At 56.7% G+C, this 26,957-nt stretch carries 26 protein-coding genes and 4 pseudogenes; 20 read left to right on the top strand and 10 right to left on the bottom strand.

The window, feature by feature from the left end:
• Nucleotides 1-4: 4 nt before the first annotated feature.
• Entirely contained in the window at nucleotides 5-811 is an 807-nt protein-coding gene (locus tag AC1RL4_RS24695; RefSeq protein WP_230172052.1) for an ABC transporter substrate-binding protein, read from the bottom strand.
• Between the two features lie 72 nt (nucleotides 812-883).
• Complete coding sequence (locus tag AC1RL4_RS24690) at nucleotides 884-1,552, bottom strand: GntR family transcriptional regulator (protein WP_019578433.1); 669 nt, start codon at nucleotides 1,550-1,552, stop codon at nucleotides 884-886.
• Nucleotides 1,553-2,126: 574 nt separating this feature from the next.
• Here AC1RL4_RS24690 and AC1RL4_RS24685 point away from each other — a divergent pair.
• From AC1RL4_RS24685 to AC1RL4_RS24670, 4 genes and pseudogenes are all read left to right on the top strand, one after another.
• The gene (locus AC1RL4_RS24685; RefSeq protein WP_028940983.1) at nucleotides 2,127-2,840 is read left to right on the top strand and encodes a class I SAM-dependent methyltransferase; all 714 of its coding nucleotides are present in this window, start codon (nucleotides 2,127-2,129) and stop codon (nucleotides 2,838-2,840) included.
• A 125-nt stretch (nucleotides 2,841-2,965) separates the two neighbouring features.
• A complete protein-coding gene (locus tag AC1RL4_RS24680; protein ID WP_026331589.1) occupies nucleotides 2,966-3,295 on the top strand; it encodes a DHCW motif cupin fold protein in 330 nt (109 codons plus the stop codon).
• A 133-nt stretch (nucleotides 3,296-3,428) separates the two neighbouring features.
• Entirely contained in the window at nucleotides 3,429-4,229 is an 801-nt protein-coding gene (locus AC1RL4_RS24675; RefSeq protein ID WP_230172051.1) for a GNAT family N-acetyltransferase, read from the top strand.
• Nucleotides 4,230-4,760: 531 nt separating this feature from the next.
• Nucleotides 4,761-5,099 (top strand): annotated as a pseudogene (locus AC1RL4_RS24670) (hypothetical protein); the annotation flags it as partial.
• Between the two features lie 33 nt (nucleotides 5,100-5,132).
• On the opposite strand, the gene pdxR reads toward AC1RL4_RS24670, so the two are convergent.
• Nucleotides 5,133-6,632, bottom strand: a complete 1,500-nt coding sequence (gene pdxR, locus AC1RL4_RS24665) for a MocR-like pyridoxine biosynthesis transcription factor PdxR (RefSeq protein WP_019582756.1) — start codon at nucleotides 6,630-6,632, stop codon at nucleotides 5,133-5,135.
• A gap of 222 nt (nucleotides 6,633-6,854) precedes the next feature.
• On the opposite strand from pdxR, the pseudogene AC1RL4_RS24660 reads away from it, so the two are divergent.
• Together AC1RL4_RS24660 and AC1RL4_RS24655 are read left to right on the top strand one after the other, a co-directional pair.
• A pseudogene (locus tag AC1RL4_RS24660) lies at nucleotides 6,855-8,048 on the top strand (benzoate/H(+) symporter BenE family transporter); the annotation flags it as partial.
• Nucleotides 8,041-8,209 (top strand): annotated as a pseudogene (locus AC1RL4_RS24655) (IS5/IS1182 family transposase); the annotation flags it as partial. The pseudogenes AC1RL4_RS24660 and AC1RL4_RS24655, both read left to right, overlap by 8 nt.
• Before the next feature lie 238 nt (nucleotides 8,210-8,447).
• On the opposite strand, the gene AC1RL4_RS24650 reads toward AC1RL4_RS24655, so the two are convergent.
• A complete protein-coding gene (locus AC1RL4_RS24650) occupies nucleotides 8,448-9,404 on the bottom strand; it encodes a threonine dehydratase (protein ID WP_028940985.1) in 957 nt (318 codons plus the stop codon).
• Between the two features lie 105 nt (nucleotides 9,405-9,509).
• Here AC1RL4_RS24650 and AC1RL4_RS24645 point away from each other — a divergent pair, with 105 nt between their 5' ends.
• The 3 genes from AC1RL4_RS24645 (at nucleotide 9,510) to AC1RL4_RS24635 (ending at nucleotide 11,609) form a co-directional block, all read left to right on the top strand.
• The gene (locus AC1RL4_RS24645; protein WP_425439673.1) at nucleotides 9,510-10,307 is read left to right on the top strand and encodes a helix-turn-helix transcriptional regulator; all 798 of its coding nucleotides are present in this window, start codon (nucleotides 9,510-9,512) and stop codon (nucleotides 10,305-10,307) included.
• Between the two features lie 328 nt (nucleotides 10,308-10,635).
• Complete coding sequence (locus AC1RL4_RS24640; protein ID WP_019582758.1) at nucleotides 10,636-10,779, top strand: hypothetical protein; 144 nt, start codon at nucleotides 10,636-10,638, stop codon at nucleotides 10,777-10,779.
• Between the two features lie 2 nt (nucleotides 10,780-10,781).
• On the top strand, nucleotides 10,782-11,609 hold the full coding sequence (locus AC1RL4_RS24635; RefSeq protein ID WP_028940987.1) for a formyl transferase: 828 nt from the start codon (nucleotides 10,782-10,784) through the stop codon (nucleotides 11,607-11,609).
• A gap of 138 nt (nucleotides 11,610-11,747) precedes the next feature.
• Here AC1RL4_RS24635 and AC1RL4_RS24630 read toward each other — a convergent pair whose 3' ends face one another.
• Nucleotides 11,748-12,848 (bottom strand): GlxA family transcriptional regulator, encoded by a 1,101-nt coding sequence (locus AC1RL4_RS24630; RefSeq protein WP_026331971.1) that lies wholly within the window; start codon nucleotides 12,846-12,848, stop codon nucleotides 11,748-11,750.
• A gap of 99 nt (nucleotides 12,849-12,947) precedes the next feature.
• Here AC1RL4_RS24630 and AC1RL4_RS24625 point away from each other — a divergent pair, with 99 nt between their 5' ends.
• The 6 genes and pseudogenes from AC1RL4_RS24625 to AC1RL4_RS24600 form a co-directional block, all read left to right on the top strand.
• Nucleotides 12,948-13,820, top strand: a complete 873-nt coding sequence (locus AC1RL4_RS24625; protein ID WP_019582762.1) for a substrate-binding periplasmic protein — start codon at nucleotides 12,948-12,950, stop codon at nucleotides 13,818-13,820.
• A gap of 77 nt (nucleotides 13,821-13,897) precedes the next feature.
• Nucleotides 13,898-14,686 (top strand): amino acid ABC transporter ATP-binding protein, encoded by a 789-nt coding sequence (locus tag AC1RL4_RS24620; RefSeq protein ID WP_019582763.1) that lies wholly within the window; start codon nucleotides 13,898-13,900, stop codon nucleotides 14,684-14,686.
• Nucleotides 14,686-15,342, top strand: coding sequence for an amino acid ABC transporter permease (locus AC1RL4_RS24615; protein WP_019582764.1), 657 nt, complete (start codon nucleotides 14,686-14,688; stop codon nucleotides 15,340-15,342). The genes AC1RL4_RS24620 and AC1RL4_RS24615 overlap by 1 nt, the downstream gene beginning before the upstream one ends.
• Complete coding sequence (locus tag AC1RL4_RS24610) at nucleotides 15,339-16,022, top strand: amino acid ABC transporter permease (protein WP_028940989.1); 684 nt, start codon at nucleotides 15,339-15,341, stop codon at nucleotides 16,020-16,022. Before AC1RL4_RS24615 ends, AC1RL4_RS24610 begins: the two co-directional genes overlap by 4 nt.
• Nucleotides 16,023-16,026: 4 nt before the next feature.
• Entirely contained in the window at nucleotides 16,027-17,454 is a 1,428-nt protein-coding gene (locus AC1RL4_RS24605; RefSeq protein ID WP_230172050.1) for an amidase, read from the top strand.
• An 89-nt stretch (nucleotides 17,455-17,543) separates the two neighbouring features.
• Nucleotides 17,544-17,948, top strand: a pseudogene (locus AC1RL4_RS24600) (alanine racemase C-terminal domain-containing protein); the annotation flags it as partial.
• Between the two features lie 220 nt (nucleotides 17,949-18,168).
• Here the strand turns inward: AC1RL4_RS24600 and AC1RL4_RS24595 are convergent.
• The 3 genes from AC1RL4_RS24595 to AC1RL4_RS24585 are packed head-to-tail and all read right to left on the bottom strand — an operon-like array spanning nucleotide 18,169 to nucleotide 20,720.
• Nucleotides 18,169-19,071 carry a transporter substrate-binding domain-containing protein gene (locus tag AC1RL4_RS24595; RefSeq protein WP_019582768.1) on the bottom strand — a complete coding sequence of 301 codons (903 nt, stop codon included), beginning with the start codon at nucleotides 19,069-19,071 and terminating at the stop codon, nucleotides 18,169-18,171.
• A gap of 29 nt (nucleotides 19,072-19,100) precedes the next feature.
• Nucleotides 19,101-19,451 carry a RidA family protein gene (locus AC1RL4_RS24590; RefSeq protein WP_019582769.1) on the bottom strand — a complete coding sequence of 117 codons (351 nt, stop codon included), beginning with the start codon at nucleotides 19,449-19,451 and terminating at the stop codon, nucleotides 19,101-19,103.
• A 27-nt stretch (nucleotides 19,452-19,478) separates the two neighbouring features.
• The gene (locus tag AC1RL4_RS24585; RefSeq protein WP_019582770.1) at nucleotides 19,479-20,720 is read right to left on the bottom strand and encodes a D-amino acid dehydrogenase; all 1,242 of its coding nucleotides are present in this window, start codon (nucleotides 20,718-20,720) and stop codon (nucleotides 19,479-19,481) included.
• Between the two features lie 107 nt (nucleotides 20,721-20,827).
• Here AC1RL4_RS24585 and AC1RL4_RS24580 point away from each other — a divergent pair, with 107 nt between their 5' ends.
• Nucleotides 20,828-21,733, top strand: coding sequence for a LysR family transcriptional regulator (locus AC1RL4_RS24580; protein ID WP_019582771.1), 906 nt, complete (start codon nucleotides 20,828-20,830; stop codon nucleotides 21,731-21,733).
• A 427-nt stretch (nucleotides 21,734-22,160) separates the two neighbouring features.
• Here AC1RL4_RS24580 and AC1RL4_RS24575 read toward each other — a convergent pair whose 3' ends face one another.
• On the bottom strand, nucleotides 22,161-22,538 hold the full coding sequence (locus tag AC1RL4_RS24575; protein WP_081625796.1) for a c-type cytochrome: 378 nt from the start codon (nucleotides 22,536-22,538) through the stop codon (nucleotides 22,161-22,163).
• Between AC1RL4_RS24575 and AC1RL4_RS24570 the strand changes: the two genes are divergently transcribed.
• The 4 genes from AC1RL4_RS24570 to AC1RL4_RS24555 all read left to right on the top strand — a co-directional run bounded on the left by AC1RL4_RS24570 (nucleotide 22,522) and on the right by AC1RL4_RS24555 (nucleotide 25,624).
• On the top strand, nucleotides 22,522-23,418 hold the full coding sequence (locus tag AC1RL4_RS24570; protein ID WP_230172049.1) for an HD domain-containing protein: 897 nt from the start codon (nucleotides 22,522-22,524) through the stop codon (nucleotides 23,416-23,418). The two genes, AC1RL4_RS24575 and AC1RL4_RS24570, sit on opposite strands and share 17 nt — an antisense overlap.
• A 152-nt stretch (nucleotides 23,419-23,570) precedes the next feature.
• Nucleotides 23,571-24,299, top strand: coding sequence for an XRE family transcriptional regulator (locus AC1RL4_RS24565; RefSeq protein WP_019582773.1), 729 nt, complete (start codon nucleotides 23,571-23,573; stop codon nucleotides 24,297-24,299).
• 16 nt (nucleotides 24,300-24,315) lie between these two features.
• Nucleotides 24,316-24,654, top strand: coding sequence for a hypothetical protein (locus tag AC1RL4_RS24560; RefSeq protein WP_019582774.1), 339 nt, complete (start codon nucleotides 24,316-24,318; stop codon nucleotides 24,652-24,654).
• A 295-nt stretch (nucleotides 24,655-24,949) separates the two neighbouring features.
• The gene (locus AC1RL4_RS24555) at nucleotides 24,950-25,624 is read left to right on the top strand and encodes a polysaccharide lyase family 7 protein (RefSeq protein ID WP_026286569.1); all 675 of its coding nucleotides are present in this window, start codon (nucleotides 24,950-24,952) and stop codon (nucleotides 25,622-25,624) included.
• Nucleotides 25,625-25,923: 299 nt separating this feature from the next.
• Here AC1RL4_RS24555 and AC1RL4_RS24550 read toward each other — a convergent pair whose 3' ends face one another.
• Nucleotides 25,924-26,940, bottom strand: a complete 1,017-nt coding sequence (locus tag AC1RL4_RS24550; RefSeq protein WP_230172048.1) for an AraC family transcriptional regulator — start codon at nucleotides 26,938-26,940, stop codon at nucleotides 25,924-25,926.
• Nucleotides 26,941-26,957: the final 17 nt, after the last annotated feature.

The following is a 26,957-nucleotide window of genomic DNA, read 5'->3' as shown; positions in this document are numbered from 1 at the left end:
CGCCTCAGTCGAGTGTGTCGCTGGAAACATGCCATCTGCTCAACAACTGCACGTAACTGCCGTCACTGCGCATGTCACTGATGATCTGCTGTACTGCGGTGGTGAGCTGGGAATCATCCTTGCGGGTCCCTAAACCCGTAAGAATCCGGCTGAAGGCTGGCACCCCTTCCTCGAATAAATCGGGCGCCATTGCGGCGTAGTAACCTGCTGTTTCTACGGTGGTGCCGTACGCGTCCACCTGACTGATACGCAGCGCCTGGAAGGCATCAGTGTCAGTGTTGTAAACCACCAGTTTCATCGGTGTCTTGCCGGCCTTGGTGAGCTTTTCATTCTCGGCGTCCAACAAGGTTTTGATCGTGGAGCCATTGAGCACTGCCACTTTGTGCCCAGACAGTCCATCCAGGGTTTTGATGCCCTTGGGATTGCCTTTGGGAACGACCACTGACTGGCTGGAATACATGTAGTTGACGATGTCGATCACCTCCCGGCGTTCGGGCTTGTCGAACAGCTGATCAACGATCATGTCGCACTGCTGGGCGAGCAATGCCGGCAGCAACCCGGAGAATGGAATGACCCGCCACTGCACCGGTTTGTCTCCCAGCCGTTTGGCGATTTCCAGCCCCAGATCGACAGTCAGGCCCCTGGGTTTTTGCGCCTCATCGAAAGACACCAAGGGTGGCGAGTCCATGCCCGAGCAATACGTGAGTTTTTCGGCCTTTTGCAGTCGTTCCGGCACTTGGGGCGTGGCGAACGCCCACTGTGCGCAGAGCCCCAGGGATACAGCAGCAAGCAACACACGGCGTTTATGCATGACCAGACACTCCAGTTGTTTAGTAACGGGGCAGTACTCAAAGTCATCACACGGTCGGGCTCGAGCCCGATTCTATTTTTCCGATTGCAGGAACTGAATCAGCGCCGGCACTGTGCCTTCGATGTGCTGACGCACCACCGACTCGGCCTGGTCGGCATCGCCTGAGCGAATGGCATCAAGGATCACCGCGTGTTCCTGGCGGGCACTCAAGGGCTTTTCACCGTGTTGCAGCCACAGGCGCATGGGCGCCTCGATCAGCGAGTACAGGGCCGAGATTTGCTTCATCAAACGCGGACGGCCGCTGAGGCTGCACAGGTATTCATGGAAAGCCCGATGACGGCTGACCCACTCCGCGCTTTCGTCGCGGTAGTCATCCATCTCGTCCAGCATGCGTTCCAGAGTCGCCAGCTGACGCTCACCGATCTTGGCCACGGCGACGCGGATGGCCAGGCCTTCAAGGGCACTGCGCATCTCGAAGACTTCGTGCAGTTCGTCGATGTTCAGACCGCTGACTATCGCCCCGCGGTTAGGCCGCAAGGTCACCAGGCCTTGAGCATCGAGGCGTCGGAAGGCTTCGCGCACCGGCATGCGGCTCATGCCGATCTCAGTGGCGATGTCCTCGGCTATCAACCGGTCGCCTTTGCGGTAACGGCCGCCACAGATCGCTTCCAGCAGAAAGTTGTAAGCCTCCTCCTCGGCGGTCAGGGGCTGACGTTCAACGTAAGCGGGAGCGAATTGCATAAAGTCACCTTTTGCAGTTTTGTATCCAATTATCCATAGATTCAAAACAGCAGAAACCGTGCCAGGCTGCGTAGCACTGCTTCAAGCGCTTAATTGGAAAGGATTTTCGACTCAAGAGACGCTGATCTATAGATCAGCGTGGTACTCACCGTGCGCTACGAAATGGCCCAGCGCGCCCCAAATGGGTGAAAAATGGTACCCAGGTAACAAATCATTTCGCCGAATGCCCTCCGAAGTCTTTCGTTCCGTCACTTCAAGCGAATCCGCTTTTTTCAGCTCGGACACGCAAAGTGCAGCTCACGGCTCGGTGCATGGGAGAAATCGTCCTGGCTCAGGCTGGTGCAGGCGATCGGTTCTCAATCGGGGATTTGCAACGGATTTGACCAGCACGTTTCGTGGACATGACCGGCAGAGAACGACCCAAAGTTGACTGTCGACAAGAGGCTGAATCAGCTCAAGCAAACAGCAACTTTTTGAGCCATGCATTCCTTTCAGGAATGCGCCACATAAAATTAATGAATTTTTATTATTGCTGTGTCTGGCGTAGCTTGATTTCAGGACATGGAGAACCGCCTTGAAATCATCCCCTCTAAACTCAGAAAAATTTGATACCTCACGAGCCAATGAGTACGGACGACAGAGCCGTATTGCGCTAGCAGGATATGACGCCTGCCAAGACTTGGCTGCGTGCATGCTGGCGGCAAGCCTGGGCACTACAAGTTCGGCAAAAATACTTGTAGTTGGCGCTGGCGGTACGGCGCAGGAAATTGTTGCTATGGCCAAGCTTGAGCCGGGTTGGCGCTTCACCGCCGTTGATCCGTCCGAGCCGATGTTGGAGGCTGCAAAGCAGCAATTAGAGGCAAACAACTTGCTTGAAAGAACGGCCATGCATCTTGGGTATGTTGAAGACCTGGCAGCAGACTTGTCATACGACGCAGCGACCTTGATCGGAGTACTCCATCATCTCGATGGAGATGAAACCAAGCGACAAATTTTACGATCCATTCGGGCTCATCTAAAACCGGGTGCGCCGCTGATTGTCGCGGGGAATCAATACGCTTATGCCAGCCAGCCGCTACTGCTTGCGGCTTGGGGGCAGCGGTGGCGGCAGCATGGAGCCAGCCCGGATGAAGTGAAGGTCAAGCTTGGGAAAATCCTTCAAGGCGCTGATCCTCCACATTCCGAGGCGGCGGTTCAAAAACTCTTGCATGACGCCGGATTTGGAGACGCTACCCGTTTCTTCAGCAGCCTTTTCTGGGGGGCGTGGTTGACGTGCAAAGTGGTCTGAACATGGCCTCTGGCTTCCACGCTTGAGCGGGCGCCTGTATCTCATAAATGCGGGGCATCTGTGTCTATCGAAAAGATCACTGGATGGGTACGGTCCACAGATACCCTTTCATTGATGAGGCAACCATGTACCTAACCGTTGTTCCCTTTAGTACTACCGATTGGTCGACTGTCGAACCTCTGGAGTATGTTGGACAAACGGGTACCGCCTATTGGCGAACCTGCCAGTTTGGTTCGACGCGTGTGCGGATGGTTGAATACAGTCCTGGCTATCTGGCCGATCACTGGTGCTGGAGAGGTCATATCCTGTTGTGCCTGGAAGGCGAGTTGCACACGGAGTTGGAGGATGGTCGTCAGTTCACACTCACCGCGGGGATGAGCTATCAGGTGGGCAGCAACGCTGAGGGGCATCGATCTTCCAGCACGACGGGTGCCAAGTTGTTCATAGTGGATTAACGCTGGAATTCACTGCTATCCACAACCCTAAGCAGACAGTGAAGCAGAGCCAGCTACTGGTACGTACTTGAACGCAAACGTATTGTTCGATGCGCTTTACCTTCCTTGGAAATCTTCAAAAAGGACGACGTACATGGATGTTGAACTGGCTCATAAGATTGAGGCCGCAGAAAGCGAGTATTTACGTTCGCGTGTTGAGAGCTTGGCAGGGGTAAGTGGAAATCCTTATGGCGCACGTGTTTTTTACAACGGAGACTATCCGTGTTTTCAAGTGAACGCATCGCCTAGCCCAATGTTCAATCGCATCTACGGTGACATTGCCCGCGGTCCCCAAGCAGTGTTGAAATTGCTCAAAGATTCAGCGGAGCATTCGACCGTAATCCCTCTTATCGGAAAACCTTCAGCGTTGGAGCAATACGCTTTTGTGGGCGACGCACGGCTTGAGCGCTTGAGGGGGTGGACTCACTGGCAATTCGCTTGTGCCATCGAAAAGGTGGATTTGAGTCGCCACTCATTCGAAATTGAAGAAGTCACGTCAAAGACTCTTGCTCTATTCGCAGATGTGCACGCGGGTGGTTTTCATACCAAACCAGAGCACCGACTGTTGAATCAAGCTTCCTTCGCAGGGCAGACGTCAAACGGGCGTCTGAAAATCTACGTCCTGAACGCTGATGGGAAAGTAGTGGCAGGGGCTTCGATGTACTTGGCCAGCAATGGCATTGCCTACCTTGGAACGGCTGCAACCCGAAAGGATGCCCGGGGCTATGGCTACCATGGAGCACTGATATCTCACCGAATAGAGCAAGCAAAGAAGCATGGCTGCCACTTGGTCGCCGCGACTGCGCTGGCCAGCTCCCAAAGTCGCCGAAATCTGCAACGTGCCGGGTTAACGGCATCCCATGCCCAAGCACTATACCGCCTGGCAGATAGCTGAGATAAACGGCTGAATATGACCGTCCTCTTCTGGCCCAGAGTGTGTAAAAACTCCAAAGCCAGCTCGGATGATTAAAAATCGCGTTCCATGTGAAATTCAGATCTGTCGATCTAGCCACAGGTTTTCAGAGTTGACGTAGGAGTACGCACTTCCATTTTTTTGGCGGTGTTTTCAAACCGCCTGGACCCAAAGCGGTCGGTCACGAATGCAGCAACGACTGCCTCGGCAAAACGCGCATTGCTGCGTCTGTCCGGCGTCAGTAGGATTCGGTCATCGCTGACATAAATGGATGTGTATATGGAAAGCATGCCAAGACTGGAAATTGAGCGCGTTGCGTATCAAGAGTTTTTAACTCTTTGGGAACGCGGAACATTCGATAATCAGCGCTTAGGCCAAGCGTTCTATAACCATTTTCGGCTCAGCCTTGGGTCAATAGTCGCCTCTCATAAGAGATTGCATTGACTCAGTGTGTGTAAACGCTTTTGCGAACCCTTGCTATGATTTCTGAGGATTTCATCGCAGGGATCGCCCATGAAGCGCTTTATCCAAGGTGAACATCGAGGCCAAGGCACCTTACTTCCCGAGAGTCACTACGACTACGTCAGCGATACCAATCCGGTGCGCGTAGTCGGCGTCTTTGTCGACGAACTCGACCTGGTCAGCCGTTACCTGGCGGTACTCGATGCTGCCGATCGGCAAGAACCCACAGCTACCGAGCCCAGCACCGTGCGGTTGGAAGAGAAAATCGCCAAGCTCAAAACTCAAATGAAGGAGCTTCAAGCGATTGAAATCCAACTCAACGAATCGCTGGATAAACAGGTCTCACTGACCGATCCCTACGCCCGCTCCATGATGACGCGTGGCACGGGAAACCGTCATGAATGGACTCACAATGCCGTTGCCCTATTTGATTTTCAGCGCATTGGTCAGACGCACCATAGCCGCTTCGATTTCATAAGCGGTCAAGGACGAATAGCCCAACAGCCACCCTTGTTTCTTCTCATCGCCGGCGTACAACCGGCTGAGGCCGGGCAGTCGCACGCCCGCGCTGGCAGCTTGGTGGATGGTCTTTTCCTCCGACCAGCCATCGGCCAGTAAACAGGGAATCTGCAGCCCTCCTTGGGGGCGTAATGCTGTGGCAATGCCGTCCAGGTGCTTGCCGATTGCATCGAGCATAACTGCACGGCGTCCGGCGTAGAGTTTGCGCATAGCCCGGACGTGGGAGTTGTAGTGGCCGTCTTCCATGAAGCGCGCCAGGGTCAGTTGAAGGATCTGTGGCGTGTGGCCGTCCATGATGCTGCGCGCGTAGGTGAAAGCTTTGACCAGCTCGAAAGGCAGCACCATGTAGCCCATCCGCAACCCCGGATAGAGCGTCTTGCTGAAGGTACCGAGGTAGATCGTGCGCTGGTATTTGTCCAGGCCCTGCACGCACGCGGTCGGCAGCCCGTCGTAGTGGAACTCGCTATCGTAGTCGTCCTCGATAATCCACTTACCACACTCGGCCGCCCAACGGATTAGCTCAAGTCGACGCTCCAGCGGTAAGGTCGCCCCGGTGGGGTATTGATGAGAAGGCGTGACATAGACGCAATTGGCGCCGCTGCGGTCTGCCTGCAGCAGGTCCGTGCGTATGCCCTGTGCATCGACGTCAATGGGCACGACCTTGGTCTCGGCCGTTTCAAAGGCTTTCCTGGCACCGAAGTAGCCTGGGTTTTCCAGCAGGATCGGTTTGCCGGCGTCCACTAGCATCTGGGCACACAGGAACAGAGCTTGGCGAGTACTGCTCAGCACCAGGATCTGGTCGGGGGAGCACTTGGCACCGCGCTCAAGGTTCAAGTAGGTGGCGATGGCCTTGCGCAGCGGCTCAGCGCCTTGCGGGTTGCCATGCAGCAGGACATTGCCCCGGTAGTCCTTCATGACCTGACGTTGCAAGCGTTCCCAGACATCGGTGGGGAAGGTGCGGGTTTCCGGCAGACCAGTGGCAAACGCCTTGATCACCTGTTGATCGGTAACCCCACCACTGTCGAAAATCATCCGCCCACGCTGGCTCAAGCCAGGTTCTGGCGCCACCTCGCTGCGTTGGGTGTCTTTCGCTTTAATGCGCCGGCGCGCGGCTCCGAGCAATTCGGTGCCAACCGCATCGGATACATAGCTGCCAGAGCCCTCGCGCCGCACGATGAAACCATCACGGTGCAATTGCACATAGGCATTCTCGACCGTGTCGCGGGCAACGCCGAGCGTCTTGGCCAGGACCCTGGTCGCCGGTAGCTTCAGGCCAGAGTCAAGAACACCATCGAGGATCAAGGCACGCAGGGCGCGCTGAATCCGCTGGTGCAGATCCAACAGCTGAAACTCGGCATCGTTGAGTCGCATCTTCAGCGTTTCGAGTTCGAAGGCTTTCGCCATGTGGTCTGCCTAAGACTAACAAATTGGTCTACAAAGGCAGGCCAGTCTATCCGTAGACTTTGTTCATCGCTACTGCCTCTGTGCTCGGCGATCTATCGCCTGGGGGACAACTTTGAACGCCGCCGCGCAAAAAGTGCAGGGGCTAAACAGACCATTGCCGCCCTATAAATCACTTTCCAGTCGAGGCCAAGCACCTCGCTTTGCAAGGAGCAAAATAAAGCCATGTCTTCTTCAGCATCCAAGCCACCTATTCGCCTCATCGATCTCATCCATCCGATTGTCGCCGGTCTGATCTCGGTCATCGTCAACTATGGCGGCACCTTCATTCTGGTCTTCCAGGCCGCCAAGGTAGCCGGACTGAGCCCAGAGTTGACGGCTTCGTGGGTGTGGTCCGTGTCGATTGGCGTGGGCGTTACCGGGCTGTTCCTCAGTTGGGTTTCCCGTGAGCCGATCATCACCGCCTGGTCGACACCCGCAGCGGCATTCCTGGTCGTCGCCCTAGCCACCACGCCCTATGCTGAGGCGGTGGGCGCTTACATGCTCTCGGCTGCGGCCTTCGTGCTGCTGGGCCTGTCCGGTTACTTCGAAAAAGTCATCCGACTGATCCCGCCGGGTGTGGCCGCAGGGCTACTAGCCGGTATCCTGCTGCAGTTCGGTATCGGTGCTTTTGGCGGTATGAGCATTGACCCTATGCTGGTCGGGTTGCTGATTGTCGCCTACGTCGTGCTCAAGCGCTTTACCGCACGCTACGCAGTGGTGGGCATCTTGGCACTGGGGCTGGCCTTCCTGTTGATTCAGGGACGTGTGGATTTGTCGGGGCTGGAACCGCAACTCGCGGCGCCGGTATTCACCCTGCCTGAGTTCTCGCTCAATGCCTTGCTCAGTGTCGCGATGCCGCTGTTTCTGATCACCCTGACCGGTCAGTACATGCCTGGCATGCTGGTGCTGCGCAATGATGGATTCAGCACCAGTGCCAATCCGATCGTGACCATCACCGGGTTGGGTTCCCTGCTCATGGCGCCCTATGGTTCCCACGCATTCAATATCGCGGCGATTACAGCAGCCATCTGCACCGGCAAGGGCGCCCACGAAGAGCCCTCCAAGCGCTGGATCGCCGGCATTGCTGCGGGCGTCTTCTACATCCTCGTCGGGGTCTTCGGCGTGACCCTCGCTGCGGTGTTCATGGCCTTCCCGGCAACCTTCATCACTACTCTGGCCGGGCTCGCCCTGCTGGGCACCATCGGCGCCAGCCTGGCCAGTGCCATGGCCGAAGCCAAATCCCGCGAAGCCTCGCTGATTACCTTCCTGGCAGCCGCCGCCAACATTACCTTGTTCGGGGTTGGCGGAGCGTTCTGGGGGCTACTGATTGGTCTGGTCGCGTACGCCGTGCTAAACGGCCGTTTGCCGCGCCATGGCCGCTACCAACCTCGGCTCCGACCAAGATCAACTCAGCTCGATGGCCAAGCAGGCCCGCAAGGCGATGATGCTGGAAACACTATTGGTAGTAGCTGACCGAGGTCACTTCAAAAAGCAAAGAAATCCTGACTTATCACCATGTAGGCATCACCGCCTACATGGCATTCGTGACAGGCAGGAGTCGGCCGATTCTGTTGAAAAAGTCGACTTCGATTTCCACGGTAGAAAAAGACGTGTCCGAGATTGAAATCCGTATTTTGCGCAGAAGGTTCAGTACTCAGATTTGACGTAGTAGCGTGCAAAAAAGGCGTTTTCACTGCTCAGTGCACGGCTATCTGAGCCGCGTCGACTTCTTCACCAGAATCGGCCAACAGCGGTCATTTACTCCATCGACTTACTTCACTCAATCACTCTCGCATACACCAATCGGTCCACATTCCCTCCGGACAGAATCACCCCCACCCTTCTTCCAGCCATTGCTTCACGCTCCTGAATGAGCGCCGCGAGGGCCGCCGCAGCCGCCCCTTCAGCAAGATTGTGGGTATCGGTGTAATACACGCACATGGCCTCGGCAATCTGCGCCTCACTGACTGATACGATTCGCTGCGCACCTTGCGCGTAGATGGCAAAGGCTTCTGGAATTGGCTTACGCACGGCAAGGCCGTCAGCAAAGGTATTCGCCGAGGCGGTTTCGCATATTGCTCCTGCATCAAACGACAACTTTGCAGCCTCAGCCTTAGTGGAAACCACACCCACTACCCGGGTGTTCAGGCCAAGTGCGTCGCGGGCGGCGATCACCCCACAAATCCCCGACCCACAGCCAATCGGCACGTAAACCGTATCAAGATCCGGTGCAGCCTTGAACAGCTCCAGCGCATAAGTGGCCACGCCCTTGACCAACTCGGCATGGAACGGCGGCACCAGATAGAGGTCATGCGCTTGCGCCAGGCGCCCGGCCTCTTCACAGGCTTCATCAAAATCGCGGCCACACTCGACCACTTCACCGCCAAAGGCGCGCATGGCATTGTTCTTTTCTACCGAGTTACCCTCCGGCACTACAATCAACGCCCTCAAACCCAGCGCGCCGGCTGCCAGCGCCAGGCTCTGCCCATGGTTGCCGCGGGTGGCGGTGACAATACCCTTGATGCCCGGGTGCTCACGCTTTAGCCAGTGCATGAAGGTAATGCCACCACGCACCTTGAAAGCACCTGTAGGTGTGTGGTTTTCGTGCTTGACCCAAACGGTGCAACCCAACCGCTCGGCCAACAAGGGCCAAGGGTATTGAGCTGTAGCGGGCATGACTTGGTACACGTGGTGAGCAGCTTGCTCGATATCGTCGCGAGTCAGTCTGTGCATGAGTCGTCTCCCTGAGGTTTTGCCCAGTCTAGACACGGGCGCATCACGCAGGCTTTCAAAAAACTGACCTGACTTTTGTGCCCCCGCTTCACTAATATGGCGTTCATGAGCCGTCGAAGCCGCCTTCAGCCAACGCCCCGCCCCGAACCGGTCCGTCGAGTCGAGGCAGGGCCATGGACGATTGAATTGCTACCCGGCGCCGCCTACGCGACCCGGTATGTAGCGCCTCAGGCAGCGATTGGCTTTGCCTTCGACAGCCAGCGAGGCCTTCACGCCATTGGCAGCGACCGAGTGCTGCCCTTCGATGCCATGCCCAACAGTCTGGCGTTCGTCCCCATTGGCTGTGACGTGCTGTCCGAGTCACTCTCGGGCGGTGAATACCTGCAGGTAATGCGCACCAACGGGAATATGTTGGTCGGGGATAGTGCATTCAACAATCGCATTGATCAGCAGGCCATTACCCTCGCCCTGCGAATGCGCCGCGCGTTGTTGCACGCCTCTGTGGAGGACGATTGGGAGGCCTGGGCACTCGCATTGGCTGAACGGGCGACGAGCGATCAAACATTTTCGGCTCCACCCCAAGGCTCTATCACCGGCAGCCGAATGCGTCTGCTCGATGAGTTCATTGACGCTGGCCTCGACGGGCCGCTGGGCATACCGGCATTGGCGGGCTTACTTGGATTGTCCGAAGGTTATTTCATGCGAGCGTTCAAGAGCGCGACGGGCAAGAGCCCGCACAGTTACCTGATCGACCGACGCCTTGCCAAGGCCCGCGCGCTAATGCGCGATTCGACAGCAAGCCTGGCAGAGATCGCCCACACCTGCGGCTTTAACTCCCAGGCGCACATGGCAACCACTTTCAGGCAACGCCTTGGATTAAGTCCGGTACAGCTGCGTGGATAATAGTAGTCAGGGAAAAGTAGAAGAACACTTTGATCAGCTGTATCGCCGTTTTCTTGAGTTGAACGACACGCTGCTCAATAGGTTTTCCACCTTAGACCGTAAATTGGACTGGAAGGAAAATTTGTCGGACGATTTTGGCCGATTGCTGCCCCTGACTAGATGCGCAATTGCACTCCACTTGACCACCCGTTTGCATTCGACCTGACCAGTCATTTGCATTCGTTCTGACCACCGATTGCATCGGATTTCACCAGCACGCTTTGTAACCATGATCGGCAGAGAACGGCCAGGAGCTGCTGGGGGACATAGCAATGACGAAAGAGCAACTATGCTAGGTCTGATGCCGGAATTGATCGAGCAGATCGGGCCTTCCGTCCATACGTCGTGGCAAAACAATGGGAATGGGATCGATCCGCTTGTGTTGAATTGGCCGTTGCTGCATCTCAAGGCAGGTCTGCTGAAGGAGGTCTGAAGTTGCGAATCGCTTTTCTGGTGAACCGGGACGTGGAGAGCAATCTCACTCTCAATTTCCTGTTGCCCGAAATTCACGAGAGCACAGTGGGAATATTCCTCTCGGAGAAAGTGGGATCGGGCAGGAAGGTGCCACGCATGCTCGGACAACTAGCATTGATCGAGCAGGACCTCTTCAATGCCTTGGCCCCTGGGTTAATCGGATCGAGCGACCAGGTCAGTAGCGGGCATCGATTCGGTTTTGCAGAACTGCAGCAACGCTTTGGGGTTCCTGTGCGCGTATTGCCCAGCTTGAGGGATCCTGCGGGCCTGCAAATGCTGCAGGATGCGGGAGCGGATCTGTTCATCTCAATCCGCTTTGGTCAAATCCTGAAGAATGAAGCGTTGGCAATTCCGCCACGCGGCGTCCTCAATCTTCACTCTGGCCTCTTGCCTCAATATCGAGGTGTTCTCGCGACCTTCCGGGCGTTGCTGAACGGGGACCCGGAGATCGGTTGTACTCTCCATTGGATCGACAGTCCCGGCATTGATGTTGGTCGCATCATTGAGACTGCGCGTGTGGCAGTCGAAAAGGAGCGCTCCTTGCTGTGGCACATCCTTTCACTTTATCAACCAGGCGCGCGTCTCATCATGAACGCAATCAGGCGCTTGGAGCGCGATGAGCCCATGACGGGGACGTCTCAAGATCCATCTGCCGGAGCCTACTACTCCTTTCCCGGCGAGGATGACCTGATGCGGTTCACGACACAGGGGTGGCGGCTCTTCGATCGCGAGGACGTTTGGGATCTTTTCGAATCGTACGGATTTCCGTTGCGGATAAGCGCTCCTTGAGAGCTGAACGGCGGCAAGGCCTACTGAGGCCTTGTTGCTGGAGCATTGAAAAGCTCAAAACAACGCCGCAAAAGGTTGGCGTCGCTCAACGTCCGTGTTGGGTCGCTCTCTGCCGGCCATGTCCACGAATCGTGCTGGTCAAATCCGATGCAAATGACTCGCTTTTTGCATCAACTCTTTGCGCAATTTTCCGGGGGACATGCCAAACATGTTCTGAAAATGTCGAATGAAATGGGGCGCATCGGCGAACCCGCATTCGAAAGCGATTTCCCCGATATGTCGATCCGAGCTGATGAGAAGCCATCGGCCAAACCTGAGTCGAACGTGGCGATAGAATTGGGCCGGAGTGTTACTGGTTTCAGCGACAAACAGCCGCTCCAGTTGCCGTTTACTGGTACCGACAAGGTTCGCGATTGTGTCGATATCCAAGGGCTCGGTCATGTGCTTTTCCATCAACATCACGGCTTCGTGCAGGCGCCTGTTCGAAGAGCTGGCGTAGCCAAGAGCCTTGCGCCGGTCGACGAAACTGCCGGAGCTGCGTTTTGCGACCGTCATCTGATGAACAACTTTGCCGGCCCGATCCGGGCCGCAATGCACCCCAATAAGATGGATGGCCAACTCAATCACCGAGATACCGCCTGCGCAGGTGATCCGATCCTTGTCGATGAGGAAGTCACTGTTGCTGACAAAGCGCAATCTGGGGAACAGACGTTTCCAGTCGTCGCAATGGTAGGCATGCACGCAAGCAGTACGTCCCTCCATCAGGCCATGTCGAGCGAGCACGAAGCTGCCCGTGCATAGACCGATCAATGGCACGTCAGCGGCTGCCGCCTGATGCAGAAATGCCGGATAAGTCTTTGGTGCTGCCTCAAGGGAATCAAGCAGTCCACCAATCACCACGATGTAATCAAATTGATGAGGATGGGTGAGTTCACTGTCGATAGGTACATCCAGTCCGCAACTGGAAATGACTCTTTGCCCAGGGGTACCGAGTACTTTCCATTGGCATCGTATCGGGCGGCTCTGATCACCCGTATCGGCAGCATGTCGCAACGCATCGGTCAGCCCTGAGAGTGACAGCAAGGGGAAGCGCGGCCACAACACAATACCAATAGACAACTCGGTGGCGCCGCGTCGGCTTGGCGGATGTCGTGCCTGACCATTATCAAGCCCCTCCACGAGGCTGTCGCTGGAGGCCCTGGGCAGTACATCTCCGAAATGTCGCAAATGTTCAATCATTCATGCAAACCATCCAACAAGTTATGCCGCTGATCACCATACGATGAGCTCCTGCCTAACACCATGCTGTTCATAAAAAAAGCAATCGAGGAGCACGTGATGAAGAAGCCCAACGTTCAACGTTTTTCCGGTATTTATGCGGGTCTGCTGGTATCCATGCTGGCCTCGGCACCGGCACTCGCACTGGAAACAGTAGAGCCGGGAAGCCTGACTATCGCGTTCACTGGCGATATGCCGGGGACCGGTTATCAAGACAGCCGGATGGTCGGCTACGACGGTGAAATCCTTCAACAAATATCTGAGAAGCTGGGGTTGAAGGTTAAACCTGCCTTGATGGACTGGGCCGGCACCATCGCCTCAGTACAAGCTAAACGCGTGGATGTGATGGCCGGCACCATGGGCTGGACCGAGCAGCGCGCGAAGATCATGACCGTGAGCGACCCGATTCACTATTTCAAGAACGGGATCACCCAGACCGACAAGACCAACTGGAGCAGCCTCAAAGATTTGCAGGGCAAGAAGGTCGGCACCATCACGGGTTTTTCGTTCATCCCTGAGATGCGCAAGATCGAAGGGCTGCAAGTAGCGTTGTACGACACCTCCGATGCCGCGGTGCGCGATCTCCTCGCCGGGCGCATCGATGCAGTGATTGGCGATCCTCCGGTCATGCAATACGCCATTTTTCGCAACGAGCAGTGGCACCTGCACTTCAACGCTTTCACCGACAACGATCCGAATTTCCCACTGCTGACGGGTCTGGGTCAGGTGGTGTACGGCTTTAATAAAGGGGCCAGTCCACAGCTGGTGGCTGCCGTGAACGAGCAGATCCAGACCCTCTGGAAAAGCTGTGAAATGCGCAAGATCGGTGCCCGCTACGGTCTGACTCAGGATGTCTGGTATGTGCCGGAAGGCAAGGACCTGAGGCTGGGTGTCGACCGCCCGGCGGACTGGAAACTGCCCGGCTGCAAATAAGCGCTTGAGCGGATGAATCGGCCTGATGGCCCGTGCCGATTCATCGCCATGTCTATAACAAAAAGAGGTTAGCCAAGATGTCGACCCCGTCCGAACCTGCATTGCTGCGAGTGCATGACCTACACAAAAGTTATGGTGATCTGGAGGTGCTAAAGGGTATCAACCTGGAGTTGAAAGCCGGTGAGACCCTGTCATTGATCGGCCCCAGCGGGTCGGGAAAGTCCACTTGCCTGCGTTGCATCAATTACCTGGAAAAACCCACTCGAGGCGATATCTGGCTGGGTGACGAGTTGATCGGGCAGATCAAGGACGGTAAACGCATACGTCTGATGAGTGATCGGGAAATGGCTCCGCAGCGACGCGAGATCGCGATGGTGTTCCAGCTCTTCTACCTCTGGCCACATTTGAGCGTACGCGACAACGTCGCACTGGGGCCGATCAAGGCACAGGGTATGCCGCGCGAGCAGGCCTATGAGCTGGCTGATGCCATGTTGGAAAAAGTCCATCTGCGGCACAAGGCCGAGGTCTATCCCGAGCAGTTGTCCGGCGGACAGCAACAGCGGGTCGCTATCGCCCGCGCGTTGGCCCAACAACCTAAAGTCATCCTGTTCGACGAGCCGACCTCGGCGCTGGACCCCGAACTGGTGGGTGAAGTACTGGCCGTGATTCGTGAGCTGGCGCAAGAGGGTCGCACCATGATCATGGTGACCCATGAAGTGCGCTTCGCTCGGGATGTGGCGGATCGGGTGATCTTCATGGACGGCGGACACATTGTCGAGCAAGGGCCTTCGGCGCAGGTAATCGACAACCCAAGCCATGAGCGCACCCGCAGTTTTCTTGGGCGCATGGCCATGGAGGGCGCTTGATGGCGAACTTCGAGGTCTTTCTCGGGCTACTGCCTCTGTTGTTGAAAGGCGCGCTCACCGCCCTGGAAATCGCGCTGTGTACCTTGCTGCTGGCGAGTGCCGGAGGGGTAGTACTGGCGGTGTTGCTGACGTTCAGTCGGTCACGGGTGTTGCATGGGGTGATCGGCTGTTTCATTGAGTGGATGCGCAATGTTCCCGCGCTGGCGCATCTGTTCCTGATCTATTTCGGTCTCTCCTACCTTGGCATCAACTTGCCCGCGTGGCTGGCCGCCATCGTTGGCTTGAGTCTGGTGGGCAGCGCGGTGTTGGCCGATATTTTCCGTAGCGGCTTGCAGTCGCTGCATGTCGGTCAGCATGAAGCCGGGTTGGCTGTCGGTCTGAGCCGGATGCAGATTTTGCACTGCATTCTCTTGCCCCAGGCCCTGCGCGTGACGTTGCCTGCGTTCGCCAACTACGTCACGCAATTGGTCAAGGACACGTCCATCGCCTCGGCCATCGCTGTGCCGGAAATAATGTTCCTGGCGCGCAATCTGGTGACCTCTACCTTCCAGACTTCACTGATCTATTTGGCTGTGATGTGCATCTACGCTGCGATGATTTTACCGATCGGTGTGGGATTCATTCGGCTCGAACGTCATTTTGGGAGCGCGCGATGATCAGTTTTTTTCAGCAATACCCGGTGTACTGGAGCGACTGGATCGCTCGCCTATTGCTCGGTGCACGGATCACTGCCGAATTGTCCCTGATGGGGTTCGCTCTGGCGGTCGTGCTGGGGGCGTTATTGGTCTGCGCGATGAGAAGTCCAAGTGTCATCCTAAAACGGTTGGCAACGTTCTTTATTCAGAGCATGCGCGCTGTACCTCTTCTGGCGTTGCTGCTGGCTCTGTATTTCGCGTTGCCCAGCCTGGGGTTGACGTTGTCCGGCTATTGGGCCGGGGCCATCGGTCTGGGTTTGCAGGGTGCCGCTTACGTTGCGGAAATCCTCCGTGGCGGCCTGGATTCGCTGCATCGCGGCCAGCGCGAAGCCGCCATCGCCATCGGACTGACACCACTGAAAGCGTTTACCACCGTCATCCTGCCGCAAGCGATTCGTGGCATGTTGCCGCCACTGCTTAACGCCTACGTGTCGATCCTCAAGGACAGCTCGTTGTGCGCTCTGATCGCCACCGATGAGTTGATGCTGGCGGCGCGAGCCATCGCTTCGGAAACCTTCCTGCCAATGCATGTCTTCCTGCTGGTAGGGCTGTTCTATTTTGTTATCGCTTTCCCTCTTTCAATGCTGTCGCGTGTGCTTGAAAAGCACTTTTCACGCGGGCGCAAAACCGTGCGAGGTTGAACATATGAGCACCATAGATCAAGTTACTTCCCACAGCATTGCCCAGTTGCAGCAGGCGCTGCAGGCTGGATCGCTGACTAGCGAGGCGTTGGTTCGTGCGCAACTGGCGCGCATCGAGCGCTTTGACGAGCAGCTCAATGCCTATGTCGAGGCCTATCCCTCGCGTGCTTTGAACGCGGCCATCGCCGCTGATTGCCAGCGTGCGTCCGGTATACACCTGGGACCGCTACATGGCATTCCTCTGGCGATCAAGGACTTGTTCGAGATCGATGGCCAGGCCATCACGGGTGGATCATTGGCACAGGCACCGCGTGTTTCGAGGTTGACCGCCACTGCAGTGCAACGCCTGGAGCGTGCCGGTGCAATCATTCTTGGCAAGACCCATACCGTCGAATTCGCTTTCGGTGGCTGGGGCACTAACGCGGTGATGGGCACGCCGTGGAACCCGTGGGACCGTAACGTGCATCACGCTCCGGGTGGCTCAAGCAGCGGCTCGGCAGTGGCCGTGGCCAGCGGGTTGGCGAGCGCTGCGTTGGGCACCGATACCGGCGGCTCGGTGCGGATTCCGGCGGGCATGTGCGGCTTGGTCGGGCTGAAAACCACGCGTGGGCTTATCAGTCGCCATGGCTTGATCGAACTGTGTCCTTCGCTGGATTCGGTAGGGCCTATCACCCACACCGTTGAAGATGCGGCGTGGATGTTGGATGCACTGCTGGGCCCGGACCCGCTGGATCCGGTTTCGGCCCAGGCACCTGTATTCAGCGCCGCTGCCGGTCTCAATCAGCCGGTAGCCGGTTTGCGCATCTGGGTGTTGCCACAGGCCGAACGAGCGCATGTCGCTCCCGGGGTGCTGAAGGCTTACGATTTGGGGCTCAAGCAGTTGGCCGCATTGGGCATGCAACTGATCGAACAACCGCTACCCACGTCGTTGGAGCAGTGCATGCGCATCGCTGGTGGGCTGATGAGCGCAGAAGGTTATGCCAGCCTGGGTAGCTTGTTCGAGCGCGACGATCTGCGTTTCGACCCCCATGTTCAACGTCGCGTACTCAGTGGTCGCGACATCGACGCAGCGTCGTATATCCAGTTGCACAATCAGCGCCGCGCCGCTCGGCACGCCATGCAGGAGGCCATGACCAACATAGACGCATGCGCTTTCCCGACCAACGCTATTGGTAGTGTGCCGTTGGATGAGGTCGATGAATATGGCACGCCACTGGCCTTGTTGGGGCGGTTCGCCAACTTGCTGAACCTATGTTCGGTGGCGCTGCCCATCGGGCTCGATGAAAAGTGCATGCCGGTCTCGATGCAGATTGTGGGTCGGGCATTCGACGAACCGCTGATTCTGCGCATCGGCCATGCCTATCAACAGGTCAGCGATTGGCACACGCTACGGCCTGAGGGCTGGGAGCTGGCGGACAACGCGGTTGCATGATGGATACAACTGCTTGATATGTCCTTGGGTATCACCCTGCCAACGCTCCAAGTTAAAGTAGGATTAGAAAGTGTCAGCTATAAATCTTCATGCAGGTCAAGTCATATGTGGCGTCTGTTAATCAATACCCTAAAGGCAATACAGTGGGGTATGACCGAACAGTGACACTGAGTCGTGATTCAAAGCTTGCGAATATTCCAGTGGGCTACTCTGATGGCGATCGTCGAGCGTTTACCAATAAAGGCGTTGTCCTTATAGATGGGCAGCGTGCTCCAGTGGCAGGAAAGGTCTCCATGAATACACTCATGGTGGACGTGACAGATATCCCTGCTGTGCGCGCTGGCGATCAAGTGGTGCTCTTCGGCAAACAAGGCGACAGTGAGATTACCCAGAGTGAACTTGAAGAACTCTGTGGAACATTGCTGGTGGACCTTGCTACCGTTTGGGGGAGTAGCAATCCCAAAGCCCTGGTGGCGGATAAAGCCTGCGACTAACCAGTGAGGGTGCTAGTCGCTACTGCGGTGGTAACGCTCACACAGTAACGACTTTTGGCAGTGACGCTCGCTGGTCACTGCCGACCCGTGACGACTAAAACGGTGCTGACGTTCAAGGCTGTTTTATTCTCCAGAGCCTTGAAGCAGCCAAGGCGACCAAACAGGTCAATTTGATAGGGCTGCTCAACCCGACTTTACGGGGATGGACGCTCAGCTGAAGCTACTGCACCGGATCACTCACCGGCTTGGCAATAATGGCCTTGAGTTCGCTGGTCATCGGGAACTCCAGGTTCAAGCCTTTAGGCGGAATCGGCTGTTCGAACCAGCGCTGGTAGATCCCGTTGATTTCCCCGGAGCTGTACAGCTCGCCCAGCGACGAGTTCACCAGCGCGAGGAACTGCGGATCATCTTTGCGTACCATGCAGCTGTAGATTTCCCGCGACTGCTCTTCCCCGACCACCACCCACTTGTGCGGATCGCGGGCCTTGGCGCGTTCGCCGTAGAGCAGCGCATCGTCCATGTAGAACGCCACCGCCCGACCGGACTGCAACATCTGGAAGGCTTCACCGTGGTCCTTGGCGCTGATCACGAACATGTCGATCTTGTGATCGACGTTGTAGCTTTTCAGATAGCGTTCGTTGGTGGTGCCGGCGGTGGTTACCACATTCTTGCCGCGCAGATCGGCGAAACTCTTGATCCCGCTGTCATTGGCCGTCAGCAATTGACCTTTGACATAGATAAACCCATAGGAAAACGCCACCTGCTTTTGTCGCTCTGCGGTAACGCCGGTCGAGCCGCACTCCAGGTCAACGGTACCGTTCTGCACCAGCGGAATGCGGGTTTGCGATGTCACCAGGTTGTACTTCACCTTGAGGTTTGGCAACGCCAGCTTCTGCTGCACCCGCTCGACGATCTTGCTCGCCAGGTCTACCGAGTAGCCCATGGGTTGTCCCGAGTGATCGCCCACGTAGGAGAACGGCACTGAAGCATCGCGATAGCCCAGGGTGATGCTATTGGCGCTGGCAATCTTGCTCAAGGTAGGACCCAGCGATGCTTCGTCAGCATGAGCCTGAGTACCTAGCAACAGGCCCAAGGTGCAGCCGATCAACGTGATTTTTTGCATTGTTATTCTCCGTTGTGGTGAGGGTTGGTTTAGCGGCGTGCCGCGATAACGGTTATTTCCACCCGCACCTGCGGACGCGCCAGTTCGGCCTGCAAGGTGGTGCGACTTGGTGCCTGGCCGGGCGACAACCAGGCAGACCAGACGTCATTCATCGCTGCGAAATCTTCGCCGATGTCCTTCAGGTAAATGGTCGCGCTGAGCAGATGATTCTTGTCGCTGCCCGCCTCGGCCAACAATGCGTCGATTTTTTCCAGTACTTGGCTAGTTTGGCCGCCGGCATCGGTGGCGTCGCCCGGCACTTGGCCGGAGAGAAACACCAGGTCGCCAAAGGTCACGGCACCGGACAAGCGTGGATTGGGCTGGATACGGTTAATGGTCATCGGGTGGTCCTTCTAAGGAGTAAGCGTTCAAGCCGCACGGGGCGTAAAACCCTGCAGGTCGATGGAGGGGCGGCGCTGGCCGATCAGTTCACTGAGCAATCGAGCACTGGCGCAGGCCAGGGTGAAGCCCAGCGCGCCATGGCCGAGGTTCAGCCACAGGTTGCGATACGCCGTTGCGCCCAGCAGCGGCACGCCGCTGGGGGTCGCCGGACGCATGCCGGCCCATTCAATGGCCTGGTCGTAGTCGCCGGCATTGGCGAAAGTATCGCGCGCCTGGCGTTTGATCAGGGCCAGGCGCTTGGGGTCCAGCGACGGATCGAAACCGACAATGTCGACCATCGCCGCCACCCGCAACTGCTCACCGATCCGGGCGTAGACGATCTTGCGGTCGTAGTCAGTGATGCTCAGGTCCGGCGCCCGGTGCTGAGCGCCGATCGGTACCGTCAGGCTATAACCCTTGAGGGGATACAGCGGCAGGTTGACTCCGGGCAGTGCCAACAACGGACTGCGATGGCCGGCCGCAATGACCAACTGCTCCACCGGCAGCACTTCGTCGCCCAGTTCAATCGCACTCACCGCGCCATGGGCATGGCGAATTCCGGTTACGGCCTGGCCCAGACGGAACTCGCAACGTCCCGACGCCTGCAAGCGCGCCGCCAGTTGCTGGCAAAAGCCGTGGCAATCACCGACTTCTTCATCCGGGGTATAAATGGCGCCGACAAAGGGCGCCTCCGCCAGCGCCGGGTCCAGACGGGCGCAGTCGGCGTGCGACAGCACCTGTTGCTGCCGGGGGGCGGCAAGGCTGTTGCGGGCATGTTCGAAGCTGCTGGCCTGGCGAAAGGTCACCAGCTTGCCGTTGCGCCGCCAGTGGAATCCGCCCAAGGCATCCTCTTCACGCCAGGTTTGCAAAGTGGACTGGCTCAACAGCGCGAGGCGCAATAGATGGGCCGCGTTGGCGCGGTTGACCGAGGAGCGGCAAGCACCAAGGAAAGATGCCATCCACCGCCACTGTGCAGGATCGAAGCGCGGGCGCAGTTTCAGCGGGGAGTCACCGCGCAGCATCCAGCCAATGGCCTGCAATGGCACACCGGCGTCGGCCAGGGGCGCTACGTAGCGATAGGACAACTGGCCGCCGTTGGCGAAGCTGGTTTCACTGCCCAGCGACTCGCGAGCCTCGACCAGCGTCACGTCAACGCCATCGCGCACCAGTGCGTAAGCCGTTGCCAGGCCAATGACGCCACCGCCGATGATGCATACATGCTGAGCCATGTCAGTCCTTAATCGTTGTTGAGACGAACCCGAGGTTAGAGCCAGGTGACAGGCGTCGAACAATGAATAAAGATGGCTAACCCATAAACAAAGGTTATGGACTTGCCATGCGCCTTCGCCATATCGAGATTTTCCAGGCCATCCGCCAGACCGGCTCGGTCAGCGGTGCCGCGCAGCTGCTGCACGTTTCCCAGCCTGCCGTGACCAAGGTGCTGCAACACGCCGAGCAGCAATTGGGCTTCCCGTTGTTTCTGCGGGTGCGCGGTAAACTGCAGGCCACGCCCGAAGCGCTGGAGCTGGAGCGCGAGGTCGACAAGGTCACGGAGAGCCTGCAAGGGGTGCGACGCCTGGCGCAAAGCCTGCGCCGTGAGCCGGGCCATAGCCTGCGGATCGGTGCGACCCCGGCACTGGCCCTGTCGCTGCTGCCGCCGACCATTCATGAGTGGACCCAGCGTTATCCGGACATCGCTTGCGAGCTGTCCAGCGCCCACAGTCGCGAACTGGTGCAGAACCTGCTGATGCGTGAAATTGATGTCGCCCTGACTCTGCAACAGCCTGATCACCCCGCGCTCAAGGCCCAGGCGCTGGCCAGCGGGGTGTTGGTGGCGTTGGCACCGGCAGGTTATTGGCCGCAGGAAGATGAAGGCAAGCCGCTGCCGTTGATGGCCCTGGCCGATGCGCCCTTGATCGGGCTGTCCAGCACCGACCCGCTTTCGGCCCGCCTCGACAGCTACCTCAAGGCGGTAGAGCCGCCGCCACGGGTGAGCATCGCGGTGCAAACCTATTCACTGGCCAGGGCGATGGTCGAATCCGGTGCAGGGCTGGCGGTGATCGACCCCTTCACCGCCCTTGGCGCGTCGCCTGGGGCTACCGCCATTCGTCCCCTGGCCCCAGCGCTGCCGATCACCCTGTACGCAGTGACCCGCACTGCCGAACCGCCGCCGCATACACTGAGCGAGCTGCTGATGATCTTCAGCAGTCGTGCGCAAGGACAATTGGATTGTTGGCGCTGATTGAGAACTGACCCAGAAACGGGTGAATCAAGCCTTCAGTGACTCTCCGTATCACAGGGTGGACGACGCTGCGACCGAGAGCTCGGCAGAGTGGCGGGCGAAGCCCCGGGAAGTCAGCGGAGGGTTCGGGGCAGGAGCGGGTGAGCACGCTGTACGCGATTTGGCCAGGGGGCCTAACTGCCTGAGTCTTTGAGGAAAAGGGCGTTTGGTAAAACGACAGGACGCTCGATCTCCCCTCTTGCAAATCGCGGGGGAATGTCGAGCGTTCGACGGGATACAAGCATCGCTGGAGGTTAGCTTGTATTAATCGGAGATTGTTCATTAGCGATGTGCCCGCGCGAGGCCGACTGGCTCACCGGCATTGCCCCACAAACCCTCAAACCTGAAATGGTTTTTAAATTTCTGTGCCTGCCTCTCATCTCTAAAATCATCGATTTTTTGAAATCACACCACCCATGTATTCATTTAAATCGCGTAGATCTTTAATCCTCCAAGCGTACGGCGATAGCTTTACGCCATTCTCTCGCAAAGTTCTTGGAATCAAGTCTCCATTTGGACGAAGTATTATCGATGACACAATTACGCCCGGATAATCATTTAATCGTTTTTTGAAAGCGGATGTTGTTAGATCAGGTGTAGGAGGATTGCTTTTATTAGCCAATGGCCCTGTTGCTTTGAGATCTACTCCGTGGCACATGGTGCATCGCTGTAAATAGAGATTTTTTCCATTAACATTATCCGCGAAGGATAGTGATGTTTGAATCAGCGATACAATTCCTAGCGAAGCGATGAATAACACTTTCATTGTTTCTATCTTCCTTGATCGGATCAGCGTCGACTGGACGCGATTTGGTGCGCAGGAAAGATATCAGCCATCGTGTCCGCACGCACCGTCATTTCTGATGCCCATTGAATCAACTCGTCTTCCAGGCGCATCCGCTGACCGCTTCTGGCCGTTTTCTGCCGAACATGGTTGCAAAGCGTGCTGCTCAAATCCGATGCAATCGGTGGTCAGAACGAATGCAAATGACTGGTCAGGTCGATGCAAACGGGTGTTCAAGTGGAGTGCAATTTCGCATTCTCCACTGGGCGCCTTTATGCAAGGCATCCAAGCCTATAAAGTAGCCCCTCCAAACAAGGAGGATGGAACAGTGCTCACCAACATTGAGCTGCTGGACGAACTGCTTCAGCGCTATGCCGGACACCTCGGCAATGACTTCACCGGATACCGAAATCATGTGTACCGAGTCATCAACTTTTGTTGCTCGCTTAGTACGCTGGACGCTGTGAATCTAGAAAAGATAGTTTTGGCCGGGGTATTTCATGATCTTGGTATATGGACGGCCAAGACGTTTGATTATTTGCCCCCGTCAGAGCAATTGGCAGAAGATTTCCTTCAGGAAATCGACAAGCTGGATTGGGCGCAAGAAATTATCTTGATCATTCGCAACCACCATAAAATAACTCGGTCCCATAGCGATCCACAGAACCTTGCAGAGGTATTTCGCAAAGCCGATTGGATCGACGTCTCCCGCGGTGCGGTTGCTTTTGGACTCTCACGACAGAAGCGACGTGAGATATTCTCGGCCTTTCCAGATGCAGGATTTCACATTCGCTTAGTTCAGCTTTCGCTCAAACGACTGCTAACAAACCCACTGAGCCCACTGCCAATGATACGGCTCTGAATTTAGTGAGCCCACCCAGGCTGTGGTGATCACAATGCTTCCAGACATTGAGCGCTTTTTTTGGGGGGGCCGCCCATACAGGAGCACCCATACCACATAAATATAGGAATACCGACTTGCAAGAGTATGGGAGCGCCCGTAATACTTCGCGGATGGAATTTAAAGAAAGACTCAAAATCGCCCGTCGCCATGCCGGTCTGAACCAGACCGAGCTTGCCGAGCGCGCCGGCCTCACGCAGACATCAATTTCCGACCTTGAGCGCGGCAAATCGAAGGCAACGGCCTTTGCTGCTCAGATTGCTTCGGTCTGTGGTGTCTCCCCTATGTGGCTCGCTGAAGGCAGTGGCGACATGCTTAAAGGTGTTGCAGTAGCCGCTGAGCGCACTCAACCAAACGTGGCAATGTCAGACATTGAGGCATGGGATGACGAAACCCCGCTCGATGACGACGAGGTTTACGTGCCATTTCTCCAGGAAGTGGAGTTAGCAGCGGGCTCCGGCCGATTCGCGATTGCCGAAAGCGCCAGCGCCAGGCTGCGCTTCTTTAAGAAAGACCTTCGCCACAACAACGTTCAGTTCAGCAACGCGAAGTGCGTGGCGGTGAGCGGCAACAGCATGCTGCCGGTGCTGCGCGACGGTGCCACGGTTGGCGTCAACGTCGGCAAGAACACGTTGAGCGATATCGTCGACGGCGAGATGTACGCGATCAACCACCACGGCCAGCTAAGGGTCAAACAGGTATACCGCACGCCCACCGGAATTCGCCTGCGAAGCTTTAACCGAGACGAGCATCCGGACGAGGACTACACGTTCCAGCAAATCCAGGAGCAGCAGATTTCGATTCTGGGGCATGTGTTCTGGTGGGCGATGTATTCGCGTTGAAGGAATGGTATTTCAAATGGAAGTGAAGGTACGCCTGCCACAGATTGCCGGCCTTTTGCTGGCAGCACTCCTTTCGGGCTGCAGCAGCGCACCGAAGGAAAAAACGGAATTCGAGAAGCAAATTGACTCGGCGCCGATGCCCACCACTGAGGCTGATCGGCTGGAGCAATGCGAATATCTCAGCGACCTGCTTTATTTTGAAATGCAGGATATTGCCGGCTTGAACGGGTTTTCTGCTGCTTTCAAGCCTTTTGACCCTTCGAAATCCCAAGCACTTATCCGGCGCATGGATTCGATACGCTGCACCAAAGCAGAAAGTCGGAATTGGCTCCAACGTGCAGTCTTAGCAAAATAGATCAAATACACGCGCTGCTGAACGCCGTTCCTCGATGCCTGGGCGAGCTTGAGGCGTTCGTCGTACTGCGCGTGGCTGCACTCCCAAGAAGAATTTCAGCGCATCCAATCTCACCAAATACAGACCCCCTCTCACCATAAGAATGTGGGGGCGGCGGAATTATGGGAATACCCATTGACACGAATTACGGGAATACCTATATTTCAATTCAAGCCAACGCATCACTGGCCTAGCAGCACCAAACGTAAGGCTCAACTGAGCAAAGGGTGACATCAAATGAAATAGGGAAATGACCATGACCGTAGACATCAGCAACTACACAATCGCTACACCGCTTCCAATCTCCGACACCAACCCGATCGCGCTTGAATTGATCGGCTGGCGGGCACTGCTTGAATGCCCGGAAGTTGTTTCGATGCTTCCAGATGGCTCGCTGCAAATGACGGCGCCGACGCTCGGTGCTTCGAGCAAGAGCACCCTGCGGACGCGCTGCGAGTGGAAAGAGCCAGGCTATTGGTTGTTCGCCAGCGCTGCTGACCACTGGAACCGACAAGAAATGCGAGTCACGAAGGTCAACTCGCTGCAGAAGGTTGTGATCAGCCAGATTCATGTTCAGGGTTCGGAAAGGCCACCTGTAAAAGTGTTTTGGAACAAAGGCCGAATCACGATGGGATTTCGATCGAGCTATCTCCAGGAAGACCCGGTGAACACGACGATTCTGGAAGACGTGCCACTCGGTGCACTTTTCAAAATCAACATTCACGCCAATTCGAGCGGCGCTGTATCCGTCTCGGCGAGCTGTAATGGCGTCAAATCCACCTCTGCAATCATGCGCCTCGACAACACCTGGGACACGAAAACTCTCGCCTTCCACGGCGGTGTGTACAACCAGATCGATTACTCCGACACCACTGACCCGCAAGACGGTTCGGTCTGCATCATCAGCGACCTTTCCATCACCCACCTCTGAAATCGCGTATTTCGTGCGAGCATGACAACCAGCGTCACGTCAGCCTGACGATAACTGCCCGCCCCTCTCAATGAGAGCGCATCGGAGTGTGATCTGTAGCAAAGCAGGCACCTGACCGGTAATCAGGCCAGCCACTGAGTACGCCGGGCAGAGACCGGCGCAGGCAGAGCCAGAGGTGACGACCTCGCGCAGATCACCCCGATGCGTACGGCACGGATGAGTGCAGCCGAGTAGATATCCGAGCGAAATGCTCAACACGTCTCGAACTAAACAGACCACAAAAAGACTGCCCGGATGGGTCAATCATCACGACCTTGAAACCGCAAACGGTATTGCCCCGGGCTCTCCCCCGTCCATTTTTTGAAGGCGCGGTGAAACGCACTCGGCTCCTGAAACCCCAACTGTTCGGCAATATCGCTGATGTTCGCCTTAGTCTGGCGCAACCGTTCAAACGCCACCCCGCGCCGCACTTCATCCTTGATTTCCTGATACGAACAGCCTTCACGTCCCAGTTTCCGGCGAAAGGTACTGGGGCTCAGATGCTGTTCCAGGGCGAAGTCCTGCAAGGTCGGCCATTCGCTGTAATGGCTATGGCGCAGGCGCTGATGAACCTGCGATGCCAGCCCATGCTGGTTGCGGAAGCGGATCACCAGCCATTGCGGTGCGGTGCGCAAAAACACTTTCAGCGAGGCAAGGTCCTGAACCACCGGCAGCCGCAAGTAGTGACTGGCGAACTCGATTTCGGTGTGTTCGGTGCCAAAGGTCAGGTTGGGCCCCCAGAGCAAGGCGTCATCACGCAGCGACAAACGCTGATGACGAAAGTCCGCACGATCGATGGGAATTCGCCGCCCGCCCAGCCAACACAGCAGACTGATCATCAACACCAGAAACGTTTCTTCGCCCAGCCGGCTGACCTCGCTGTTCTGCGAGCGGGTCTGCAAGCTGATGACCGCACGCTTGCCACGCACACTCAACGTGCCGCGAAAATCACTCAGGAACAAGGCGAAATTGGCCAGACACTGACGCATGGCTTTTTCCAGCGTCGGCTCCTGAATCAATGCCCGACAAATCAAGGCAAAACTGCCCGGCGGCATACCATGGGAGTCCAACTGGAAAAATTCATCGTTCAACTCACGAATCTGCGCCAGCCACAACGCGGCGAAAGCCGTGGCCGGCACCCGTGCTGTCGGCTGATCCATCAGTGCCGGATCAATTCCCACCTGTTCAAGGAGTGACCGCAGACGCTGCGGCTTCTCACGCAACGCATGGATCATGGGATACATGAAGTAAACCGCCACCGAATCCGTTTCCCGCATTTGAATGCCTCTCTCGT

It is taken from the genome of Pseudomonas sp. GW822-FHT07A10, from assembly GCF_058798795.1.
The sequence above is the reverse complement of the archived record's forward strand: the minus strand, read 5'-3'. Positions and strand labels throughout refer to the sequence as shown.